Origin of the sequence: Christensenella sp. MSJ-20 (assembly GCF_044357945.1) — a bacterium.
Lineage (GTDB): Bacteria > Bacillota > Clostridia > Christensenellales > QAND01 > QAND01.
Map to the genome: position 1 here is coordinate 813,779 of NZ_CP076563.1, position 23,525 is coordinate 837,303.

The 23,525-nt window shown below is 48.4% G+C and carries 20 protein-coding genes and 1 tRNA gene; 4 read left to right on the top strand and 17 right to left on the bottom strand.

Annotated features, from left to right (window positions below; genetic code table 11):
• Positions 1 to 164: 164 nt before the first annotated feature.
• The 7 genes from KP626_RS04185 to KP626_RS04215 all read right to left on the bottom strand — a co-directional run bounded on the left by KP626_RS04185 (position 165) and on the right by KP626_RS04215 (position 6,566).
• Entirely contained in the window at positions 165 to 632 is a 468-nt protein-coding gene (locus tag KP626_RS04185; RefSeq protein WP_395978632.1) for a hypothetical protein, read from the bottom strand.
• On the bottom strand, positions 629 to 1,510 hold the full coding sequence (locus KP626_RS04190) for a hypothetical protein (RefSeq protein WP_395978634.1): 882 nt from the start codon (positions 1,508 to 1,510) through the stop codon (positions 629 to 631). The genes KP626_RS04185 and KP626_RS04190 overlap by 4 nt, the downstream gene beginning before the upstream one ends.
• A gap of 62 nt (positions 1,511 to 1,572) precedes the next feature.
• Entirely contained in the window at positions 1,573 to 2,235 is a 663-nt protein-coding gene (locus KP626_RS04195; protein ID WP_395978636.1) for a HEAT repeat domain-containing protein, read from the bottom strand.
• A gap of 15 nt (positions 2,236 to 2,250) precedes the next feature.
• Entirely contained in the window at positions 2,251 to 3,513 is a 1,263-nt protein-coding gene (locus KP626_RS04200) for an RHS repeat-associated core domain-containing protein (protein WP_395978638.1), read from the bottom strand.
• A gap of 131 nt (positions 3,514 to 3,644) precedes the next feature.
• On the bottom strand, positions 3,645 to 4,112 hold the full coding sequence (locus KP626_RS04205) for a hypothetical protein (protein WP_395978640.1): 468 nt from the start codon (positions 4,110 to 4,112) through the stop codon (positions 3,645 to 3,647).
• Positions 4,109 to 5,026, bottom strand: a complete 918-nt coding sequence (locus tag KP626_RS04210; RefSeq protein ID WP_395978642.1) for a hypothetical protein — start codon at positions 5,024 to 5,026, stop codon at positions 4,109 to 4,111. Before KP626_RS04210 ends, KP626_RS04205 begins: the two co-directional genes overlap by 4 nt.
• 28 nt (positions 5,027 to 5,054) lie before the next feature.
• Complete coding sequence (locus KP626_RS04215) at positions 5,055 to 6,566, bottom strand: RHS repeat-associated core domain-containing protein (protein WP_395978644.1); 1,512 nt, start codon at positions 6,564 to 6,566, stop codon at positions 5,055 to 5,057.
• A 267-nt stretch (positions 6,567 to 6,833) separates the two neighbouring features.
• Between KP626_RS04215 and KP626_RS04220 the strand changes: the two genes are divergently transcribed.
• A complete protein-coding gene (locus tag KP626_RS04220) occupies positions 6,834 to 7,154 on the top strand; it encodes a hypothetical protein (protein WP_395978646.1) in 321 nt (106 codons plus the stop codon).
• Here the strand turns inward: KP626_RS04220 and KP626_RS04225 are convergent.
• The 5 genes from KP626_RS04225 to KP626_RS04245 form a co-directional block, all read right to left on the bottom strand.
• The gene (locus KP626_RS04225) at positions 7,151 to 7,720 is read right to left on the bottom strand and encodes a hypothetical protein (protein WP_395978648.1); all 570 of its coding nucleotides are present in this window, start codon (positions 7,718 to 7,720) and stop codon (positions 7,151 to 7,153) included. The two genes, KP626_RS04220 and KP626_RS04225, sit on opposite strands and share 4 nt — an antisense overlap.
• Before the next feature lie 86 nt (positions 7,721 to 7,806).
• On the bottom strand, positions 7,807 to 8,268 hold the full coding sequence (locus KP626_RS04230; protein ID WP_395978650.1) for a hypothetical protein: 462 nt from the start codon (positions 8,266 to 8,268) through the stop codon (positions 7,807 to 7,809).
• Positions 8,265 to 9,185 carry a hypothetical protein gene (locus KP626_RS04235; protein ID WP_395978652.1) on the bottom strand — a complete coding sequence of 307 codons (921 nt, stop codon included), beginning with the start codon at positions 9,183 to 9,185 and terminating at the stop codon, positions 8,265 to 8,267. Before KP626_RS04235 ends, KP626_RS04230 begins: the two co-directional genes overlap by 4 nt.
• 10 nt (positions 9,186 to 9,195) lie before the next feature.
• Positions 9,196 to 9,792: a hypothetical protein gene (locus tag KP626_RS04240; protein WP_395978654.1), complete on the bottom strand. Its 597-nt coding sequence runs from the start codon at positions 9,790 to 9,792 to the stop codon at positions 9,196 to 9,198.
• Complete coding sequence (locus tag KP626_RS04245) at positions 9,726 to 16,610, bottom strand: DNRLRE domain-containing protein (RefSeq protein ID WP_395978656.1); 6,885 nt, start codon at positions 16,608 to 16,610, stop codon at positions 9,726 to 9,728. Before KP626_RS04245 ends, KP626_RS04240 begins: the two co-directional genes overlap by 67 nt.
• Before the next feature lie 458 nt (positions 16,611 to 17,068).
• Between KP626_RS04245 and KP626_RS04250 the strand changes: the two genes are divergently transcribed.
• The 3 genes from KP626_RS04250 (at position 17,069) to KP626_RS04260 (ending at position 18,813) form a co-directional block, all read left to right on the top strand.
• Positions 17,069 to 17,242, top strand: a complete 174-nt coding sequence (locus KP626_RS04250; RefSeq protein ID WP_395978658.1) for a hypothetical protein — start codon at positions 17,069 to 17,071, stop codon at positions 17,240 to 17,242.
• A gap of 67 nt (positions 17,243 to 17,309) precedes the next feature.
• A complete protein-coding gene (locus KP626_RS04255) occupies positions 17,310 to 17,549 on the top strand; it encodes a helix-turn-helix domain-containing protein (protein WP_395978660.1) in 240 nt (79 codons plus the stop codon).
• Positions 17,542 to 18,813 (top strand): tyrosine-type recombinase/integrase, encoded by a 1,272-nt coding sequence (locus KP626_RS04260; RefSeq protein ID WP_395978662.1) that lies wholly within the window; start codon positions 17,542 to 17,544, stop codon positions 18,811 to 18,813. The genes KP626_RS04255 and KP626_RS04260 overlap by 8 nt, the downstream gene beginning before the upstream one ends.
• A gap of 196 nt (positions 18,814 to 19,009) precedes the next feature.
• Here KP626_RS04260 and KP626_RS04265 read toward each other — a convergent pair.
• The 5 genes from KP626_RS04265 to KP626_RS04285 all read right to left on the bottom strand — a co-directional run bounded on the left by KP626_RS04265 (position 19,010) and on the right by KP626_RS04285 (position 23,499).
• Positions 19,010 to 19,086, bottom strand: a tRNA-Arg gene (locus tag KP626_RS04265).
• Positions 19,087 to 19,242: 156 nt separating this feature from the next.
• The gene (locus tag KP626_RS04270; RefSeq protein WP_395978664.1) at positions 19,243 to 20,964 is read right to left on the bottom strand and encodes an EAL domain-containing protein; all 1,722 of its coding nucleotides are present in this window, start codon (positions 20,962 to 20,964) and stop codon (positions 19,243 to 19,245) included.
• Entirely contained in the window at positions 20,952 to 21,512 is a 561-nt protein-coding gene (locus KP626_RS04275; RefSeq protein WP_395978665.1) for a hypothetical protein, read from the bottom strand. Before KP626_RS04275 ends, KP626_RS04270 begins: the two co-directional genes overlap by 13 nt.
• A gap of 144 nt (positions 21,513 to 21,656) precedes the next feature.
• Positions 21,657 to 22,448: an ABC transporter ATP-binding protein gene (locus KP626_RS04280; RefSeq protein ID WP_395978667.1), complete on the bottom strand. Its 792-nt coding sequence runs from the start codon at positions 22,446 to 22,448 to the stop codon at positions 21,657 to 21,659.
• Between the two features lie 13 nt (positions 22,449 to 22,461).
• Positions 22,462 to 23,499 carry a FecCD family ABC transporter permease gene (locus KP626_RS04285; protein WP_395978669.1) on the bottom strand — a complete coding sequence of 346 codons (1,038 nt, stop codon included), beginning with the start codon at positions 23,497 to 23,499 and terminating at the stop codon, positions 22,462 to 22,464.
• Between the last annotated feature and the right edge of the window lie 26 nt (positions 23,500 to 23,525).

The window sequence follows — 23,525 nt, forward strand, 5'->3', positions numbered from 1 at the left end:
TCACCCTTTACTTCATAATCGTTTGAACATGATGTCCAAACTCACCCAAATAGATGTCTTTCCTACGCTTATGCATTTATCTCAATTTTAGCTCCATTGGAGTGCTTTCCATCATATATGTCAAGCAAAGAGGAAAGGCGATGCCACCACCGCCTTTCCTCTTCTCAATCAAACTTTATGTCCCTGCCAAGATCATCAGAACCATAGCTATTCGGCTCACGAATGATCTCCATCTTCTTTACTTTCGTGACCTTAATCCCACACGCATATGTCCCCTCCGGTCCTTTATCCGCTACGGATTGCACCCCAGTAACTTCTACAAACCAGGTGTTCCATTCCTCTAGGCTCTGTGCATTGACAACGTCCTCATCGATTTCTCCAAGCCATATGGCGTCCAAAGGATTGTAGTATTTTGCGTTTTCCCTTGTATAGTATAGACAGTATCCGTCGGTCTCTTTTTTCAGAACGCCTCGTACCGTTACTTCCTCTCCATCAAACCGGGACGGATGCGTTAGCAGCTCAAAAAAAGAAACCACATTTTGTTTCGCGGGCTGCTGTTGTTCTCCACAGGCACAGATGAGCAGCACCTGCAATACCACCAGAATAATTAGAAATATCGGTTTCTTTTTCATGGATTCTGTTCCTCCATGGATTGTCGCATCTCCTGTTCTCGCTTAGGATGCAAGGTTAGATCGCTTGGATGCTCTAATTGAGTTAGCAAATAGTAGACGTCATCAATATTTAATTCTACCTGAGCCTGACCAATTACCGATGCCTGAAAGCCACCAGAGGAATCAAAAGATCCGCTGACTACCCGTTTGTATTCCTCCCTTTCCATGGTTGAAAGCTGCTTCCCCAATACCGTTATCTGAGAACCTGGGAATTCAATGCGGGGAACAAAATGCTCACCACTGATTGATTCCATCCCTATTTTCCCCTGAATCTTCACCCATTTTCCGGTAAACCGCCACGGGTCTCCTAAAAGGGCGTGTATCGATACTTCCATTGCATTTTCCCTGGTATCCCCTCCGGATGGTATGGGCTCTTCTGCCTGTTTCCCCTGATATGGTTCTGTTACAGGCTCCAGCTTGAGAGTCCCCGCATATGCGTTTCCTGGACCCCGATCGTTAAGGTCCACATATCCATTCATGCTGATAAGCCCATCGTTATTCACCACATCTATTCCATGCTTTTCAAGCATTTCAGGATACCCCGTTCTTTGATACTGCTCCGTTTCAAAGAACTCTTTTCCTAGCCAAACAGCATTTTCTTTGAGCCCCAACGCCCAGGCTTGTTCACTGTAATAGATGGCCATCCCCTCATTTTCATAGAGGTATAGAATCCCTGAAAATATAACATATCTTCCATGTATCTTTTCTGAGCGGGATATCACTGCCTGCTCCGCATAAAAAACTTGGATTGGGCTCTCAGTAGCCTCCGCTACCGGTATTTGCAGATACCCTCCCAACAACAAGAGACAAGTTACTAAGCTCCAAGCTCCTCTTTTCATCTTCATTTCCCCCTTATGGATAGATCCTTTGTACATACTTGTCAAAATAATTGATATACTTTCTATTGAGGTAATAGCTTCATTAATTCTTCTCCTACCTCATAAACAGCTTTTGAGGTCTCTTTTTCTAATCTTTTGCATATTTTTTTCCGTAAATATAAAACAGAAATATTATCTTTAAAACCATGATCTTTATACAAATCCAAAAGGCTTTGAATAGCTAAATATCTGTTTTTATAAAACTTATTATCTATTTCTCTAATTATTTCATAAACATACTCTATCTCACCTAAAATACAAAGGTTATAATAATAATTTATTTTTACCCATATGCTCTTCTCTTTTTTACTTGCACTTTTTAAAAACGAGTGTATATCCTCATCTTTTTTTCGAAAGGCAATATTCCCTAATGAAAGTACTGCATAGCCACGCACTAACTGCAAATCATTTACAGCCTTTTTCTTCAATACTTTTGTAACGCTCTCTGAAGAATAACTTCCCAGGGAATCACAAGCGTTAGCTCTGATTAATTCATCTGTATCATCAACAAGTTTAAGAAGAATTTTTTCACCTTGCTTTTGATCTGTTTGAGCTAATATAATTGCAACAGCATTTCTTATCTCCCAATTCTCATGTTTTGCATACAACTCTAATCGATCAAAGTTTATACCTTCTAATGGAAATTTTAAATTATCAATAATTTTGATAATCTCATCATTACTCATATTTTTCTCTCCTCATTATGGAACCATAAGATTCCCAGGTATCGTCCACCAAAAAGGTGGGAATAGCGATGGTAATAATCGTATTCCCCTATATGCCAAATAACCCAAACTTACTGTTGAAATGACTGCTATTTCATTTTGATAACCATATGGAATCACTTGATCAATATTACTTTTGCGCTTTTGCACGTTTCTTTGTTTTCTATACTTTTCTTCCGTTTGATATCTTCTTCTTTCTTTTCCACTTAAACTTTTATCTCTTGCTCTCCGTGATATTTCTTCATTTGTCAAATCCTTAAGACCTGAATCCCTGTTTGAATGTGTTTGTTTTGATAACACAATTATTCTATTTTCATTCTCTGAGAAGCTTAACTCATGGTATACATTTATCTCATTCTCTCCATAAGATAGTCCCCAATAGCCATTTTGATTATCAACTTCTGGCTTCCATATATTCTCAGGATCTTTGCTAGAATTATCTGAGAACCAGGGAATCACTTCCTCAATATTTTGCTTTACAGCAGCAGTGGCACCGCTTTTTACTTTTTCCTGCACTCCTCCAACAATTTCTTCTTTCCCTATTACTAGTTTTAGAGATCGATGCCCAGTAGGATCGATATAGTTGATGGGATTGTTGCTGGTATAGGTATACAGGTTCTGGGTCCAGGGGCTATACCTGTCCCCCTTGTAGCTGTCCTGCTGCACGAACCGCCCTACGTTGGGATCATAGTGCCGTGCCCCCATGTAGTATAGCCCGCTACTATCGCTCATGCTCCCGCCATACTTGATGTTGTTCTCCACCTGGCTGAAGCTAGTGGCCTCGTTCTGCTTCCCAAAGGGATCGTACTGGTTCCGCTCCGTATACCGGTACCCCGCAGCGCCATCCTCTCCCAATACGATGCTCCCCACGCTGGACTGCATGTCGTAGTGGTAGAACTGGTACGCGCTCTCAGTTGGGTTCTCGTAGATCTCCTTGAACCCTCGCTTGCTGGCGATGATCCGGCCGTCCGGACCCAGGATGTTCTCGCTGGGCACATAGTCCGTCGACGATCCCGTGGTGAACGCCAGCGCTCCTCCCATGTAGAAGTACCTCTCGTACTCCCCTGCCTCGTTGTACTGCCGGACCCGCTGACCCTCTCCGTTGTACACGTTCCGGCTCTTCACCGTGTAATCGCTGGCGCTCTCCAGCTTCTCCTCCACCTTCGTTAGCTGGCTGGCGTTGTTGTAGGTATACCGGATATCCCCGATCCTCTGGCTCTCATCCTGGGTGTAGTCCACATGGTACTGGGTCTCCAGCGTCCAGTTCCCGTAGGCGTCGTACCCATAGGCAATATCGTTTTCTATATATTACCATATTGTAGGGTATAAAGGAAGGCGATGCTTAGCATCACCTTCCTTTTCCTACTTCTCTATTCCTTTGGCAGTTCATTTACTGGTTCCAGTTTCAGTATCTTCTGAATATCCTTTAGCTCACAGTTATATGCTTCCTTTGGACCGTAGGCGTCTCCTACCACCGTACCCGTCACTTCTACATATTCTCCATCCAAAGCTTTTAGCTCCTCGGGGGTATACGCCGTGATCGTTTCCTGCTCCCCCATCCACAGAGCATTAATGGTCAGCAGATATTCCCCATCGTCAGGAGTAGCATACAAAGCAGCTCCATCTCCATCCAGATAGAACGCTCCCCGCACCGTTACCGTTTGTTCGTTATAGGCTTCCGGATCGATGATCAAGGCAAAGATGGAGGTGCGATCCTCTGGGGAGACACTCTCAGGGTTTACTGATGCTGAAGTAGGTTTATTCTCTCCACATCCGGATATCAGAAAAAGCAGTATTGCGAACGACAGAAACACTTTTGTTAGCTTCAATGCTTTCATGGTTTTGTCCTCCGTATCTCATACAACTCAACTATTGGATTTTTTAAATATGCAGATGACATGCTTATTCTTTCATTCGGCATTGCTCTTACTTTTACCATTTTGCCCAAATAATCATTGTTATATATTGGTATATATTCTCCATCAGTTTTAGAGTATCCTGAAATAATGGTTCCATCCATCGTGCAAGGTTCTTTTTTTCTTTTTGATGGCATTACTTGCCAAAGAGATAGCTGGTGTGTAACCTGTGTTTTCCTGTTGTACGGCCATCCTAGGTCAATCATTGGAGTTTCCCCAGCCTCACCAAAATCTTTCCCAATGTTTAAAACCCCAACTAGTTCCACAGGCATTCCCACATACTTTTCTGAGAGATCTGCAATATATCGATATATCGATACAGGCATAGCATCTTCCCAATATGCTTCTGGGTTCTCTATAGGAGTAGCAGCATAATCCACCGTTCTAGTTTCCTCTTCCATTCCCCACCGATCATACAAAGAACACATATCCAATTCTTGCAGTTTTGCAATGGCTCCATTTGTTTCTTCAGAAGAAAACGTAAAACATCTTGCCATAATCCATGCCCTTTTTCCTTCCAATTGCTCCAATCGCAATATATCTTTTGTATTTTTAAAGCTACTTCTAGCCTCATCCTTTTCTACTACTATTGCAGATTCTCTATTATTATAAGCATAGTCATAAGGAGTAAAGTATAACAACACCTCGTTTTCTGTAATATGTAGATACCCTTCTGTCTCCACAACTCCTTTTTTTCGCAAGATTTTTTCTTGTCCAATTAGTGTTATCGGCGGAACGATTCCATACGTGGGTCCGATTATACTCATATCCGATTCTAAGGCAAAGCTCCCCATTTGAATGTAACAAAGTAGGGCAATTATAATTTTGTGAAACACTGCTTAATCTCCTTTTATGCTAACTGTATTATGGATATTGCATCTCTCGGTACACTTGATAACCTCTTCCTAAAAGTGCATCATCAATCTTGTCTTTCTGAAGGCCTGATACAGTACTTACTACGTAACAACCTCCGCCCATAAACAAATTTGGCGTAATATACTCGTTTGCGTACCAAATTGCTGCCTTATCACTATCAGAGGGGCTCTGTTCATACTTTAAAAGCCCTTTACTATATGGATGCGTATGCGAATAGCTTAAGTTCTGGATGTCTACTTGCTGAGCAAACTCTTTAGCATCTGCATGTAAAAAGCCTGCTTCTATTCTATCAATTGCTTTCGTAGACCACCTTAGTTTTCCAAGCTTTGACCCTGAATGAAAATTCCCAATCACCATTCCAAATTCTATCCCAGTAAAATCTCTTAGCTTTGCCAAGTCTCCTGCCGTCGTCTCCGCTACAGCATCCGAATTTTCATGGTCATTTTCTCTTGTTACTTCAATACTTAGTATTATTGACAGTACATACTCCTGCTGCCATTTTTCTGTAATTTTATCATCGATCCCATACGCCGTACTTGCCATCTCACTATATGTCTTTTCTGCTCTTCCATATGCAGCTGGATTCGTCCTCTTCCACGAGTATGTTTTTGCATACTCATTTCTCATTACCATAACTCCTCCCAGGCGTATACGCTCTGATTCCAATATGTCCAATGATTCCTGAATGGACATATTCGTATTATCACTTCTTAGTTGCTCCATATACGCTTGATCATATGCTTCAATCATGCTCATATAGCTATGGCCAGTAGGATCGATATAATTCACAGGGTTGTTGCTGGTATAGGTATACAGGTTCTGGGTCCAGGGGCTGTACCGGTCCCCCTTGTAGCTGTCCTGCTGCAGGAACCGCCCTACATTGGGATCATAGTGCCGCGCTCCCATGTAGTACAGCCCGCTGCTGTCGCTCATGCTTCCGCCGTACTTGATATTGTTTTCCACCTCGCTGAAGCTGGTACTCTCGTTCTGCTTCCCAAATGGATCGTACTGGTTCCGCTCCGTATAACGGTATCCCGCGGCACCATCCTCTCCCAATACGATGCTCCCTACACTGGCCTGCATGTCGTAGTGGTAGAACTGGTACGCGCTCTCAGTGGGATTCTCGTAGATCTCCTTGAACCCTCGCTTGCTGGCGATGATCCTCCCGTCCGGACCCAGGATGTTCTCGCTGGGCACATAGTCCGTGGCCGATCCCGTGGTAAACGCCAGCGCTCCTCCCATGTAGAAGTACCTCTCGTACTCCCCTGCCTCGTTGTACTGCCGGATCCGCTGACCCTCTCCGTTGTACACGTTCCGGCTCTTTACCGTGTAGTCGCTGGCGCTCTCCAGCTTCTCCTCCACCTTTATGAGCTGGCTGGCATTGTTGTAGGTATACCGGATGTCCCCGATCTTCTGGCTTCCGCTCTGGGCATAGTCCACGTGGTACTGGGTCTCCAGCGTCCGGTTCCCATAGGCGTCGTACTGGTACTCCCGCTCCACCTGCCATACGCTGGCTCCCGTATTGCTCCCGTTCCCCTTCTCGCTCCTTATGAGCTGGTACAGGTTGTTGTAGCTGTACCGGTCCGTCTGAGTATCCCCATCCTCCGTGATGCTCTGGTACTGCCGGTTTCCTACCTTGTCGTATCCATGGGATTTCCATTGTGGAGATCAGCAAGCTCATGGGCTTAAAATATCAAACCACTGCCAAGAAGATCAGAGAAAAGAAAAAGATGGTTCAGAAAGCAATGCAAGAGGAGGGGTCGCCGGGTGAGGCAAAACTATGAACCGCCCATCCAGGATAAAGACTACGACGAGGAAATGGGAAAACGGGTGCTGGAACAGGCTAAACGGATCGTTGCTGCGGAATCCAAATTCCAGTACCGCCGCAAAAAGCCCCGGTCGCTCTTGATCGCTATGATCCTTGCTTTCATTGTCTTGCTCACTCCTGCCGGGATATTCGCCTGGCAAACGATTTATCCGCCAACCTATCCCATGGAAGGGGAGTTCCAATCCCACTATACTTTGGAACTGCCGGGGGCCGAGCTGCTTTCCCGCTACACGTCGGAAGGGCAGTTGGATGAAGCCTAGCTGTAGCTCCGGCTCTTGGTGGTGGATGTTCCGCTAACTGGCGTGCTCACCTCCGTGATCCCCGTACTGGTTAGCCGTCCGATGGCGTCGTACCCATAGGTACGGCTCACGCTGAGATCCTCTTGATCCCCCATGTTGTCCGCCAGATAGCTCCCCCCAGTCGCATAGCTTCTGCCGTCATAGCTCTGGGTATATTTCTCCAGCAGGGTCTCCGTTTCCCCCGCCCGTTTTACGTACTCCAGCTCCGTCACTCGGCCCAGGCTGTCATAGCTGTACTTCTCCACCACCGTGGTGCCCTGGAGATTGGCTTTTCGGTCAAAGTCCAGATACTCCACCGCTTCGTTCAGATCCCCATTGGCGCCGTAGTGGTAGGTCTTCACCGTCTTCAGGTTCTCCGGTTCCACGGTCCCCGCTCCCGCCATGGCGCTGCGCACCTCCACGGGGCGGCCCATAGCGTCATACCCATAGGCGATGGTCCGCACGCTCCCCGTGTTCCCATACTGCATGGCCACCAGTTCCCCTACCCCGTTGTAGCTGTAGTTTACCGGCTTCCCGTCCTGGATCATCTGGATTACATCGTTTTCTATATATTACCATATTGTAAGGCATAAAGGAAGGCGATGCCAAGCATCGCCTTCCTTTTTCTACTCCTCTATTCCTTCGGCAGTTCATTTACCGGCTCTAGTTTCAGTATCTTCTGAATATCCTTTAGCTCGCAGTTATATGCTTCCTCCGGACCGTAGGCATCCCCTACCACCGTACCCGTTACCTCTACATATTCCCCATCCAGAGCTTTTAGTTCTTCCAGGGTATACGCCGTAATCTCTTCCTGCTTTCCCATCCACAGGGCATTAATGGTCAGCAGATACTCTCCATCGTCAGGCGTTGCATATAGCGCCGCTCCATCCCCATCCAGATAAAACGCTCCCCGCACCGTTACCGTTTGTCCATCATAGACTTCTGGATCGATGATTAGCGCGTAAATCGATGTGCGGTTCTCCGGAGGAGTAATTGCAGTTTTATCAATGATTCTTTGATTCCCTTTTCCACAGCCAACACAGAAAAAGAGCGTTGCCAACACAAAGCATAGTATTATCAAAACCCTTTTTTTCATTGTCGCACCTCTCTCTTTTCTGCCAATCGTATTTCATCTACCTGAAGTTCAATCGTTGGAATAGCATAAAAGCCATAAAGTCTATTAATATCAGCAACATGGCCAATTATTTCTACTCTCTGATCCAAATACTTTGGATCAAGCACTGCCGCTCCATTATCCTCATATCCAATAATCAAATTCCCATCCAAGTGTTTATCAACTATTAAGCGGATATGTTCCCCTTCTTGATTATCAAGTCTTTGATCTAAACTTAACAAGCACCGTGTTTCTTTTGTGGTTATGGTTGTTGTATACGCCATAAATTTCCCTTGAATGTAAACTTTTTGTTCCGCATGTAGCTTTGGATTCCATAAAAAACGATAGAGAGATACTTGCTTTACTTCATCTAAATTGAACTCTGGCTCTTTTTCCAAACAGTATCTTTGAATTTCATTTGGAAAATAACACCTTTCTTGATACTCATTAACCAGCTTTTTCCCGACATCTACTTCATAAATATCATAAAGCCTTGCGATAGCGGCATCGTTCTTTTCACAAGTCAAATACGCCGATATTCTCATATATGTTCCATTCAAATCCTCTACTCGTTTTCCGGTCCATCCTTTCAATTCTTTAGAGTTCTCGCTTAAACCATCAAAGTATTCTTGAAATTCCTTTCGATCCATAACAACCGCATTCTCATGATTTCCATATTGGTAGTCTGCAAAGAAGCAATAAAGATATATATTGTCTTTTTCAGCGCCAAAATAACCCTCTACATGCTCAAAGTCATAAATTTCCTCAATATTGTCACGACATAACAAAGTAAATGGTAATATAGTACCCCATCGTACTTCTTCATCTACCAAGCTGCTTCCACAAAACAACATATTCAAACTAATCACAATACACACAATATATTTTATCTTTTTCATTTCTTTTCCCCTATGGTTGAAAGCCTGGTATGGTCAAAGGTTTTCCCTTCTCGATCACATATTTCATATTAAATCCTTTGCTTTCTCTTGTACTTTGTGACGTAACATAGAGCTTACCATAAATCTTGGCTGTTCCCTGTCCAACCACAAGATGATGTTTTGTCGCCAATGCTTCTCCATTAGCAGCAAACACACTAGCGTCTCGACTAGAAAACAGCTCCTTTGTTTGAGGATCAACACCATCAGCACCTATCGGATGCACATGGGTAAAGCTATTAACGATAAATCCTCCTCTTTGACTTAACTCATAAGATGCCTTTAGAGTTCGCTGAGATTCAGCATTAATTGCAACATTCGTTCTACTTCCAAATAAAATGCCACTTAGCTCCGCATGACTGCCCATATTCCCTATGAAGGCTCCAAACTCTACTCCGGTAATATCCGTCATCTTAAGGAATATCTCACTTGCCGCTTCATTCGCATCATCTACTGTTGCAAACAATGCACTGCTTCCGCTTGCTACGCGCAGTTCTTCATACTCTATAAAGTAATTTTGCAATTGGACTTTTTCTTCAGCTGATAATCCTTCCACTCCATTTGTTTCCACATATCCTCTCCATCCACCCGGTCCGTCATCTTCTTTCGCCGTCCGAAGTGGTCGTACTCATAGGTGGTGTACCGACCGCTGTCCGTGGTCTCCTTCACTACCCGGTCATAGGCGTCGTATTCATAGCTCTGCCGCACGATGAGGCTGTCCCCGCTGGCTCCCGCCTTCACCTGGCTCAGGCGGGCGTATTCGTCGTACACCCACTCCGTGATGATCCGCTTGTCCGTGGCCGCGTCCACCGTTTTTCCATACTGGATCTCCCTCCGAGTCTGACCCAGCTGGTTGTAGTAGGTCCGAGTCACCCCGCCCTCCGCGTCGGTGACGGTGTCGTAGTACATCCCTTCCACCGCGTCGTAGGTATCGTAGGCATAGCTGGTGCTCTGGCTTTCCCCGCTGGGAGCGCTTCCCCTGGCTTGAAGGCTCAGATACTCCTTTACCTCCGTCACCCGGCCCAGAAGGTCGTAACTGTACTCCTTCACGGCGTACTTCCGTATCCCGTCCGCCGTCTCCACATAGGTCCAGCTACGGAACACGTTCCCCATGACGTCGTAGTCTGTATAGCTCTCCACCAGCAGATTCTCGTCATACTGCCGGACGGCACGGCCTACCAGGTCGTATTCCACATGGACCGGCCGCTCCTCCTTCCAGGCGCCATCCTCCTCATACATCTGTACCGATTTTACCATGTTTCCGGCGTAATCGTAGTATGCTTTGCTACCCAGGGTGCCATTTTTCTGATACTGGTACATTTGACTGGCATCCGCCACCCCATAGGGGTTCTTCCCGCCGGTTACCGCCGCGCGGCTTACGCCATCCGTTCCCGACACAATAGTTGCAGATGTGATCTTTCCAGCGCTCGTCCCCACCTGGTTTGTCGCAATGCTTCCATTGGGTAAGGTGGTCTTTATGAGTCGCCCTACTTTATCATATTCATACTGAGTCTCCAGGCTTTCCACAAAGGCATTGTTCTGATACCCCAGCAAGGCATTGCTCACCATATAACCCATGGGACTATATTGGACATATTCCTTCTGTCCCGTAGCGTAGTCCGTATGCACCAAATACCCTAGGTCGTCGTACTCATACTGGTTGGTGATGGCGCCGCTTCCCCGCTGTATGCTGCTGCTCACCGGATTGTTCCGGCCATCGTAAGCGTAGGTGGTGGTCAAAGTCTTTCCGTCTCCAATATCCGATGTGCTGGTTAGCCGTCCAAACTTGTCATACCCATAGGCCGTTTTCTTTCCGTTCCAGGCCGTGGTCTCCAGCAGCAGCCCTTGGTTATCATATACATTGGTGGTGGTTTTCACGTCCGTAAACACAATGGGGTTGCTCACCGCGATTTTACTGGTCAGCAAATTCCCCCGATCATCGTAGGTATACTGAGCGCAGTTCAATAGGGTATCCCCATCAAATACCTTCTGCTCCGTCAGCCAGCTGGTCCCGCTCTGGTAGGTGTATTCGCTCTGGATTCCCAGAGGATCGGTGCTGGTCAGCACGTTTCCTCGGCTGTCGTAGGTGTACATGTTGGTTACCGCCGTGGTATGGGCTGCGTCATTGTAGGAGCGCACCGTCTGGGGCTGTAGCGTATCGGTATAGTCTTCGTAGTATACCGTCCGCCCGCCATCCACCCGGGTTTCTATCACCACCCCATGATTGGCCGTATCCGTATAGAACGTATATCGGGATACCGCCACATCCTCCTGACTGGCAGTAGCCGTTGTCTTCAGAACGTTGGCCCCATAACCGCTCTCCGGCTCCAGGTAGCTGAGTTCCATCCGTTCCTCTTCATGGACAATGGAATCGATCCTATGGTTTTCCGTATTCAAATTTAAGGTTGCCGCAGAGGTCCGTCCCGGGTACGTCAAGGATTTAGACGGCATGGTGATGGTATGGAGTCCCGCTCCATCGTAAGAGTAAACCTCTGCTACGGTAAAGGCCTGGTAATCAATGGGTTCCGGAACATCATCCTCTCCAAAGGTCAGGATGGGACGCACGGTAGACGTACTTACCCCCACCAATTTTCCATAAAGATCCGCGTTCTCCAGGTTACTGCTATACTCATAGACATAGGCCTGCTCATCGGCCGTCCCATCGGAGTTGATTCCAAAATGGTTTACCGCCTTGATAATTTTATCTTGATTATGAGGCGCCTCACCATATTCAAAAGTGATATATTGCTGCTCGCTTTCACTAAACAAGAGCTGACCATCGGCTTCTCTCTTCAGATATTGGTTGTGAATCACCTTGATGAGCCGACCCTTCCTATCGTATTCGAACAGCAGCTTATTCCCATTGGGCTCGCTAAACTCTTGAATCATCCTTTGCTGGTTGAATACATAGGTAATATCATCGGAGCGCTCCGCAGTAAAAGTTCCATCCTCCTGTTCAATCAGTTCCAGGAAAACGCCATTAGGCGCTTTGTAACTGCCATCCTCCTGCTTTACATACCGATGGATGGTTCCATCACCGTCTTTCAGCAGGATCGCGATTTCCACCATATCGCCGTTGGCATCCGCCCCATACTCCGTCAACAGGTTGGTGTTAAAGCTAAAATCCCATCCCTCCCCCAAGGGGGATCCAGCGGTGGACTGGCTATTGTAGGTTCGCCGCATCACCGACGCTAACAGAGGCGCGGTATTGGCAAAATCCGTTTTCTGATACACCAGGTTTCCGCTGGCCACGTTGGCATAGGCAGTGCCATCGTCCAGGCCCAGAGTGGCATAGCTCCAATAGCTCTGAAGCCCCAAATACTTCTCCGTTTCCCCTTGGTCCACCATTGTAGCTTGGGCCGAGATAGAAGGGGCGCTAACCGCTTCAAAGCTGTTCTCTCCCGTTCCAATGGTCTTCTTGGCTACCACATAATATTGGAAGGTCTGGCCATAGTATAGATTGTAATCGTAATGGTATGGCTCCGTCAGATTCTCCGCAATCAGCTGCGGAGTCCCTGCTCCATCCGCATAAATCGGGGTCCGGTAGACATCGTAGGTCAGTGCCTCTACATCTGATTCCTCCTCATCCCACCGCAGCCAGGTGGTGTAATTCATCTGGGCAACCGCGCTGAGTCCCCGGGGAGGCAGAACCAATTGGTTATCAGTCAAAAGGTTGATTCCCGTATAACCCACGGATATTCCTATATCTGTAATGGCTAAATTCTCCGATGGCGCATGGGTGCCGTAATCCACAACCCGGCCGGTGACTTCATAGCCGTAGTAGCTTCCAGCAATGGTAGCCGCTTCCCCAATCCCTACAGTTACCGGTTCCGTATAGTTTTCTCCATCAAAGAACCGCACATCAAAAGCAATTTCCACATCACTGGGCAGCCCTATAAAGGTATCCACCACAACGCTGTTAACCAACCCCAAACCCGATTCCACAGGGGCCAAGATAAAGTATCCATCCGTGGACAAGTCATTGGGCACATTAAGCCGTCCTTCTTCCAGGGTAAAGCCCAATAGCTGACTAAATTCTTCCGCAGCAAAAGCCACCGATTGATTGGCCACAAACACCGGCACCGAATACGCAGACGTTTCTCCCGCTGTCAGCTTTATGTGCAAGGATACCGGCTGCTCCTTCAGCAGAAGTGTCCGGTTCTGAGGGTCAATCACATCAAAACTGATGGTTTTTGCCGTTTTATCCACCACGGTGTTGGGCAAAGGTTCCCCGTCAGCATATAGAATTAGGTCATAGGCATCCGGCAGTGTGTATTCTCCCAGTGTTCCATAGCCAATGGTCTTGGTCGGGCCATCCAGTATAACAGAACCCATGGGATCTCCTTCCGCTCCCACAATCCGAATCTGCGGATTCTGATATTCTGCCGACGCTGCCAGATAAAAGCTCTTCTCTTCCATCCAGGTATTCCCTACAGTATCAACTGCTTTGACCCGCAAGGAATATTCATAGTTCCCCAAAGCCAGCGAATTGAGGGGAATTACCGCTGGATACACAGTATCAGCAGTCCCTGTATAAACCGTACTGTATGCCGTGCCCACCAAAGGCAGCTTAACTCCCAGCTCCACTGTAATCTGTTCCAGATTGTCATCCTGCACCGAGGCGATTTCAATGGAATCGCTAATCTCCCATACCGGTGGTTCCCCCACTCCCTGAGGGTAAACCATCTCCAACACAGGGGGAAGGGTATCCCGTTTTACCTGGATATTGGCGGATGGCCCCGCTAGAGCATTCGTCGGGTTACTATCAACCCCACGAACCTCAATATAATTGCTCCCCTCCCATAGGCTATCGACGTCCAGCATGATACCGTTAACCGCCATAGTATCATTGGGACCAGTCAGCAGAAGGTCCTCCGGACTTACGGTAATCCAGTCCTCGCTAGACTGATTCACACGGTACTGCACTGCACCAATCCCATAGTCGCTTCCCTCTCCCGGAGAAATGCTCCAATATAGTTCAACATCCTCCTTTACCGCAAATCCAACGGGATCGTCCTTCCCATAACCGTCCCCCGCCTGGTTTTTGATGGTTAGGCTGCTGGGTGCCTGGGGAGTAATATAGTTGGGTATGGTTATCCCATTGGAGAAACAGGGCACCGTAGTGTAGTTCCCCTTGGCATCAACTGCCCAAATTCCAAAGTAGATGGTCTCCCCGCTTGGAAAATCCATTTCCTCATAGTTATAGGAACCGCTGGTCGCAGAAATATTCTCAATATGATTTCTTTGTCCGGAGATATTGGTAATCTTCCCAGTACTGTCCGTAGTCACTTGGGACAGTGATCCCCGATACCAGTACACCTCGTAATGGCTTACTCCTGTGTTGTCCGTTGCAGCTGGCCATGACACATTGGCCTGAGCCCCTGAGATGGACGCTGTTGCGTTCCCTCCCGGAAACTGGGGAGAAACCGTATCCGGCATGGTAAAATACAGCCAATCGGTATCTCCGATAATTGTGCTCCCACTATAATATCGAACAAATCCCCGCGTGGTATTATAAGGTACTCCTGTGATAGTTTTGCTGGTTGCAGTACCCGCATCGTAATAGGTTCTCTGCCCTCCATGCTCCAACGCCACCTGATAGGTCGCTCCCGGTATTCCCGTCCAGCTAAGGCTTATGTTTCCAGTCGAGCTGTTAACTGGCCCCGCACTGACGCTTGTGGTCGCAGATACCGGGGTATAGTTCACCGTGATCTTCGGGTTATATGTGGCGCTTCCATTCTCAAGAGAATAGAGGGATTTCACACGCTGATAATTTTCCGTTGTACTTTTCAAACGCACAATGTTATACGTCCAGCCAAATTGTCCTGCTCTCGCAATACTAGTAATATCCCAGTTATACCAACCCGCTCCAACTACCGTTGTAGTAGAAACCGGACTTCCTACCTGGCCCAATTCCTCTTTCGGCTGATTATTCCACTTAATATCCCACATGGTATTGACACCGCCCGTTACCTGTGCCACCGCCGTAGGAACTTGGGTTGCTCCACCTTGGTTGTATAAACTCAGTGTTGCGCTATGAATCACATTTCCTTCCATGCCCAATAAATGGTCCGGTAATTTAAACCAAATAAAGGACCGATATATGCGATTACTGGTATCCTTCCCCACACGAATCCGGCTATAGCTGGGGTAGGGAGTCTCTCCATACAAGCTAATGACGTCGGCATCATAGATCTGTCCCGATGTATTCATGGTAATGGTGGGATCGATCACCACCGGATACTCCCGCTCTGGATCCTTCAGATACTCCCAGCTGGGAATCATGGTATACCGGTACTTCCCATTCCCCAACTCCTCCAGCTCCACCTCAATATCATAGCTGGTCAGAATATCATCCTCCGCTATCCGGCTGTCCTCCATAAAGGGATCCGGAATAAACCCAATCAACCCATCGTCCTTCTCCACATTGGGATCATAGATGGCGATATACCCTTCCTTGGAGGTATCCAGATACTGATCCCCCTCCAGCTGAATCTCAAAGGAGAACCGGTTGCTCCTAGGTACCTGACTCAGGATGACCTCTTCCTTGTATCCATTCACTCGGGGTGTGATCCGAAGATGTACCCCACTCTCAAATACATTGGCGTATTCCACCGACTGGTATTCCGGAATCGGCGCTTCTTCCCCTTCGGACTGAATCGCTGGCTCATCAGCTGTGCTTTTCTCTGTATTCTCTGCCGCTTTGGGAACCAGCGTCATCTCCCGTTCTACTTGGACCAGCTCATGACTCAACGTAGCGGAACTTTCCTCCTGAACAGCAACTCCCTGACTCATGGCTGCATCTTGGGAAAAAGGCTCCTGATTTTCCTGTGCCTGCTCTTCCTCCAGCGCACTTTCTTCCAAGGTCTCTTCGCCAACGCTTGTCCCATTCTCAGACAGCGGTGGCAATACCTCCCCCTGTTCAAGCTGGAATGCAGGCCCCTGCACCGGCAGTATCGGTTTTACCGTAATAACCGCATTCTCCCCCACCAGCTTGATGGGCGCTTCCGCTGTAATATCCTCCTTTAGGAGCGTCCAATACTTGGACGTCTTGGTCTGATAGTCATAGGCCGGATCGGCGTACTCGGAAAGAATCGCTGTCTCCTCCTCCGTGGAGACGATGGCCATATCCACCTCTTGCCACACCCCATCCTCGTCCTGTACCCGTATGGGATCGCGGTAGGTCTCATAGGTCATAGTGCCGTCCCCGTTTCGATAATAGGTCTCCGTCTCGGTGTTCATGCTGTCAACGGGCACCTTGGTGTTGGCCAGCTCCCGGGCAACGGCTGCCTCCCGTGCTTCCTCTGCCAATACCCCCATAGGGGTTAACAGCACCATCAGTGCAGACAGCAGTAACGTAATGACGCGGCGCATTCCCTGTTTCCTCATTTGTTTAACCTCCCGATTCAATCCAACAGAACAAAAAAACCACGAAACAAAATGTTTCGTGGTTACAACAGCAACAATCCGGACCATCCTCCTCCAGGATGGCCATAATCGTTTTCTAACCTTGTGGATATAAACAACGACATCATAATTCTCCAGAATTCACACAATACTCACTTATAAACCCAATATATTCCAATTTATTCTATATGTCAACCAATAACTGGATATATCATGTAAATTCTTGATTTTACATGATATTTTACTTACAAAAAGTCCTAATGGAGTACACGCATTAGAAACATGCAAAAATAGAGATTAAGAAAATAGCTATTAAATTAAGTTAAAGAATCCCGTCACTTTTCCTTATATAAGTGACGGGGTTCTTTTTATGGCCCCATGTGTTGGTACTTTGAAATTCGAATAGGAAAACCCAAGTACATTCTGTTGGTTAGCCCTGAATGGGAAAGCGGGTACAGCAGCGCCATGACTGCAAAAGCAAGAGCGATAAAACTGTGATCGTACCACCGGTGGGACAAGCCGGGTGCCATGACCTAGCCAGCAGGGATTATGATACACCCGTCCGGCTTCACGTCGTGGTGAGGGACGGCCAGGCATCGGAATGCGTGGAGTGAAAAACACTGTGAGGGCCCGTCAAGCCCTGCTTGGGTGGTCCATATATATTTTGTTCAATAAACCCATTTGTTTCCGTCTCTTTTTCAAGGAGGTAGATGGCTCATTTATAAAGATTTTGAAGAACTGCCACTTACCCTAAATGCAAAAGATATTGCAGATGTTCTGGGTATTTCAAAATCCTACGCTTATAACCTTTTTTATAGAAAAGACTTTCCAACTCTAACAATAGGAAAACGTAAGATTGTTCGTAAAGATAAATTCTTACTTTGGTTGGATGAGCATGAAGGTGGAAATTTAGATGCCTAAAACAAAATATAAGAAAAGAGCGGATGGCCGCTATCAAAGATTATTAAATCGTGGGCGCAAGCCGGATGGATCATACGACCGAGTACCCATTTATGGGAATACCATTACAGAATTGGAGCGTAACTACGAGGAAGCAAAAAAAGCTTGGGAAATAGAAAAGGCCAAAGAAAAAGAAATGAAACAGTATGAAGGGCTAAAAATCAACCCATATATGACCTTTCGAGAATTGGGCAACTATTTTCTAACCCTCCCAAAGCCTGGAAAATCAGCAAGTGAATCGGATGAAAGGATTTTTCGTTTGCACCTTTGTCCTAAACTGGGTGACTATCGGATCTGCGATATCAAAAAATTTATGTGCAATGATCTCATCGTAGAAAAAGGTGCTACTTATTCAGAAAAAACAGTTAAAGATATGCGAAATGTTGGCAGACAAATTTTTGACGTTGCCATTGAAAATGAACTATTGACAGTAAATCCTTTTAACAGAATACAGGTTATTGGGATTCCACCAAAACAACGTCGGCCACTCACCAAAGATGAGATAAGTCTAATTGTTAAGACATGGTCGGGCCATAGAATGGGACCTGCCGCAATGACAATGCTATTTTGCGGAACGCGGAGAGGAGAAACGGCCGCCCTTAATGTCTTTACGGATTTCAATCTCAACGAGTCTGTTCTTTCTATCAACAAATCCATTGAATGGCCGTCCAATCAACCAGTTTTGACTGATCCCAAATCAAAAGCTGGTTTCAGAGACATTCCTATCCCTGAGATTTTACGTCCGGTTGTTGAATTTGCTCGAACAAAGAATCCTTTGCTTTGTTATAGTGTCCAAGGAACAGCCATTACCGACACAGCATTTCGACGCGCATGGACAGCCTATGAAAATTATTTGAATGTTCAAGCCGGAGGACAGCTATCCACTGGCCGCTATGTGGAGCGTATTCAGGTCATCGACCATATAACCCCTCATATGCTTCGCCACACTTACGCCAGCTTGTTATACGATGCCGATGTGGATATTAAAACCGCTCAAAGGTATCTCGGTCATGCCGATATCGTTACTACTCTCGATGTATATATTCATGTTTCGCATTACAAAGAAGGCCAAGCAAAGAAAAAAATCAACAAATACCTAGTGGATCTCTATAACGATTCTGCGACAACACAATCGGTAAATGAATATATCCAAACCCTGGCTCCTGATTTCAACTCAAATCATTCTATTTCGATGAAACAAAAATCACATGGAAAGGCAAGATGATTGTCCATTAAATCTATACTTTTTATTATGTACAAAAAATATTGTAGTCAAATTGTAGTCAAAATGCATAAATAACCAAAATATACAGCCCTTATTCAACAAGAATGTCTACAATAAAAACCGATCATATTGGATTGCTCTTGAATGATCCTTTGCATAAGGAAACCCCCGAAAACCTACTGTTTACGGGGGTTTCTGGCGTACCCGAAAGGATTCGAACCTTCGACCTACAGAGTCGGAGTCTGTCACTCTATCCAGCTGAGCTACGGGTACATGATAACTATTTGAATGTATATATTACTACGGGCCTTCAGCGTCGGAGTCTAACGCTCTATCCAGCTGAGCTACGGGTACCCGTTTGAGCCTATTGATTATAGCATACCCTGTCCCCAGGTTCAACTCCCTTTTCAAAGTTCTTTCTTTTCCGCTCTAATCTCGTTCCTCCGATTCCTTCATAAACCGCTCCATCCAATCCTCAAGCGCCTCTGCTGGAACCGGCGGAGAAAACAGATAGCCCTGTACCATGTCGCAGCCTAATTGCCTGAGATACGCCAACTGCTCCTCCGACTCGATGCCCTCGGCCACCGTGCTGACCCCCAGCCTGGAGGCCAAAGCAATGAGACAGGCCACCACGTCCTTTGCTTTGGGCTGGGATAGCCCAAGGAAGAATCTGCGGTCCAGCTTGATGGCGTCCACATCAAATTCCTTCAGCAGGCCCAAAGAGGAGAACCCCGATCCAAAATCATCCAGCGAACAGGAAAATCCGTACCGATGCATCTCCCGGATGCTCTCCTTCACCGCTTTGATCTGCTGGTCGTCAAAGAAGATGGACTCGGTAAGCTCAAACTCAATGAGCCCTCTGGGAACGCGATACCCTTCGGCAATGGCGTCCAGCCGGGACAAAAAGTTGGAGGTACGAAAATGCTGCCGGGACAAATTCACCGAGATGGGGAACACCTGCCGGTTCTCCTGCAGCCGCTGGGCCAGATATTCGCAAACCCTGCGGAACATATAAAAATCCAGGGCGCGGATGTTGCCGTTCCGCTCAAACAATGGAATGAAGTCGGAGGGATAGATCATCTCCCCGTCGTGCTCCCAGCGAACCAGCGCCTCCGCCCCCGCGATCCGATTTTCCTCAAGCCCCACTTTGGGCTGCAGATATAGCTGGAATTCCCCCTGCTCCAGCGCTCCGCGAAACATGGCGTTCAGATCATGCTCCCGCTGCAAGCGCTTGGTAAAAGCGGCGTCATAGAAAACGCATCCGCCGCCGGAATGCTCCCGGTCGGCCACCTTGGCCCGATCCTCTATAACGGCAATCTCCAGATCCGGGTCCTCCACCAAGTACGCCCCCTGCTGGAAGGTTAGAAGATAAACGGTGTCCCGGGTTTGGTTAAAGCTGTTGATATCCGTCAGCATTTCATCCAGCCGCCGCTGGACGTCCAAGGGCTGGTTTTCCCGCAGCAGCAGCAAGAAATGTTCTCCTTCACCTCGGCAGGCCGCTTCATCCTCCCTAAGATGGCGCCGCAGCGTCTCCATGATGTATCGCAGCGTGGCGTTTCCCTCCGCGCTCCCGGCGGCTTCATTGATGAGATTAAAATTCCGCAGCTGCATGGATACCATGGTGTAGGTTCCCTTGGGCTGGGCCGATAGCAGCTCCCTGCACCGTAGCCCAAAGGCCTCGTGGTTTATCCCTCCGGCGATGGGATCCATAAAAGCAAACCGTTCCAATTGCCGGCGATGGTTCCAGTAGGTTCGTAAGAACGCCATAAAAAACAGGAACGGAACCAAAATCATGCCAACGACGATACGAAACATGCGGCTGATGTGCACGTTTACCTCGCTGACGATAAGATCGGCGGGAACCAAGGTCAAAAGCACCCAATCAAAAGCCTGCATAGCGTTATAGGACAGGATCAGTTCCATCCCATTTACGGCGGAAAAAGTCACAACGCCATCCCGGTGGTTCCGCATATCCTCCCGCATCTGCTGAATATCCTGAACCGTCTCAGGGTCTCCATCCTCAAAGAAAATGCTGTCCAGCTGCAAAAAAGGGTCTAAATCCGTAGGGGAGATGATCACCTGCCCACGGCTGTCAGCGATGCAGCTCAATCCCTTGCCCATAAAGCTCTTGGGCTGGATCAAAGCCTGCATGTTGTTTTTGTTCCGAAGCCCCCCAATACGCCGACCACCCTCTCCTCCTCATAGAGCGGAATGGCATTTATGATTTTCTGGCCGTCCAGAAGAAAGAGGGACCCCTCCCCTTGAAACGCCCTGCGTATTTCAGCCAGCTCCTCTTCCGAAAGGGCCACAGAGCCGGCGGTATGCACGTCGCCCTTCTCGCAAAAATAAAGCAGCGCGTCAAAGGCAAGGATCTCCACCTTACGGTTCAAAAACTCCTCCAATTCCTCCTGATTAGGGCCGTGTTCGATGCGCAGTAGGCTGTCCGCCAAAAGCTCCAGCTCCTGGCTGTCCTTTAACAATAGGGTCTCAATATCCAAAGCCAGCTGCCTGGCCACATCCTCCACATATCGCTCCGTGCTCGCGTGGATGGATTCCCGCATCCCCATAACGTTGACGATGGTCAATGCCACCACAGCGATCGCAAGCAACAGCAGCACTCCAATCTGAATCCATTGGAATATCCACTGCTTTTTGCTGTTAAACAGCTTTCCGCCCTGCCATATGCCCTTCGGTTTCATCTCTTCCGCCCCAATGCAAATATCATTCCCATCATAAATACCATGTCCAAATTTCGCTTTATGATGTCCCCCTATGGAAGACAAGCGCATTTTCCTAGCTTTTCCCTTCTAAAAGTGGATGCAGAAGTCCAGTCTGGTTTCCCGCTAAGGGCGCAGCTCCCCGTGGAGACAGGCCCTTCTGTGCAGCTCCTCCACCCGAACGATCCGCAAATCGGTCTCATAGACCTCCCTAAGCCGATCCTGGGTAACAACCTCCTCCACCGAGCCGCATACAAGCCCGCCCTTGCGGTCCACAATGGCCGCCCTTCCCCCCAAAAGGATCACATGGTCGGGGTTGTGGGTGGTCATCACCACGGAGTATCCCTCTCCCGCCATCCGGCGGATCGCCTCCAGAATGCGAGCCTGATTGCCAAAGTCCAGATACGCGGTGGGTTCATCAAACAAAATGGCCTGGGGTTCCTGTGCCATGGCCCGGGCGATGGTGCATTGCTGGCGCTCCCCGCCGCTGATCTCGGTATAGGGCTGATTGGCCAGATGTTCGATGCCCAGCTCCGACAACACCCGCCATACGGCCTCCCGGTCCCGGTTCCCTGGACGGCCAAAAAAGCCCACCTTGGGGGCCCGGCCCATCAACACAAATTCAAATACCGAATAGGAAAAGGAGGGAACGTGGTTCTGCTGCACGTAGGCTACCTGCCGGGCAATCTCCCTTTGCTTCATGGCATGAATGGACTTCCCGCACAGCTCGATGTCCCCGGCGGTGGGGTGAAGCAATCCCGCCATACAGTTGAGCAAGGTGCTCTTTCCAGCACCGTTTGGCCCTAAGATGGAAAGCACCTCGCCCCGTCCCAGGGTTAAATTGGCGCCGGAAAGCACCTGGCGCTGGCTGCCGGGATAGGAATAGCTTAGGTTTCGAACCTCATAGATCACATCCATTGGGCGTCCCCTCCTACTGAACCGTCATTCTGCGCCGGTACAGGAGCCAGGCGTAGAAAGGCGCGCCCACCATACCGGTAAGGATGCTGATGGGCAGCTCGGTGGTGCCAATGGTACGGGCCGCGGTATCCACCACCAGGAGAAAAATGCCCCCCACCAAACAGGCGGCCGGCAGCAGGCGGATGTTGCTGGTGCCCACCATCATCCGGCCGAAGTGTGGAATCACCAGTCCCACCCAGCCGATGGTCCCCGCCAGGCAAACGGAGCTGGCGGTCAAAAAGGTGGCGCAAACCACCGTCAAGGTGCGTACCAGCACCACATTTGTTCCCAGGGTCTGGGCTTCCCGCTCCCCCAAGGACATCACGTCGATCCACCAGGACAGGCCAAAAAGGCAGGCGCCCGAGAGCACCATGGCGGGCAGCACCGAAAAAAAGCCCTCCAGATCCACATAGGAGAAACTGCCCATCTGCCAATAGGTGATGGCGGCCAGCTGGGTCTCCGGATCGGCGATATACTTGATAAACCCCATCAGAGAGCCCATAAGCCCCCCAACGATGATGCCGGATAGCACCAGCATCAGATTGGACTGATTCCGGATAAGGGATGGGATGACTAGCGTCAACCCGACGGCCAGGATTCCCCCCAAAAAAGCAAAGAGCTGGGTCATGCCGGCGGGCAGCGCCAACAGGATAGCAAGGGCGGCGCCCACGCAGGCTCCCTGAGAAACCCCTAGAAAGTCGGGAGAAACCAGAGGATTTTTAAATACCCCCTGGTAGGCCGCCCCCGAAAGCGCCAAAGCCGCGCCGCAAAAAACAGCGCCCAAAATCCGGGGCAGACGAAGCCCCCAAACCACGCTGTTTGCCATGGCGTCCTCCGCGCCGCCGCCAAATAGGATGCCAAGGGCCTCCCATGGCGAAACCGGATATTTTCCCACACAGAGCGCCAACAGCGCCAGAGCGCAAAGAACGGTCAGCAGCAATAGGTTCAGCCGGGCCGCTTTGCGCCGGCCCGCCCGTTCCTCCATGCGTGGGTTAAAATCGGATGCCTGCATACAAACCTCCAAAAAGGCCCCCATGG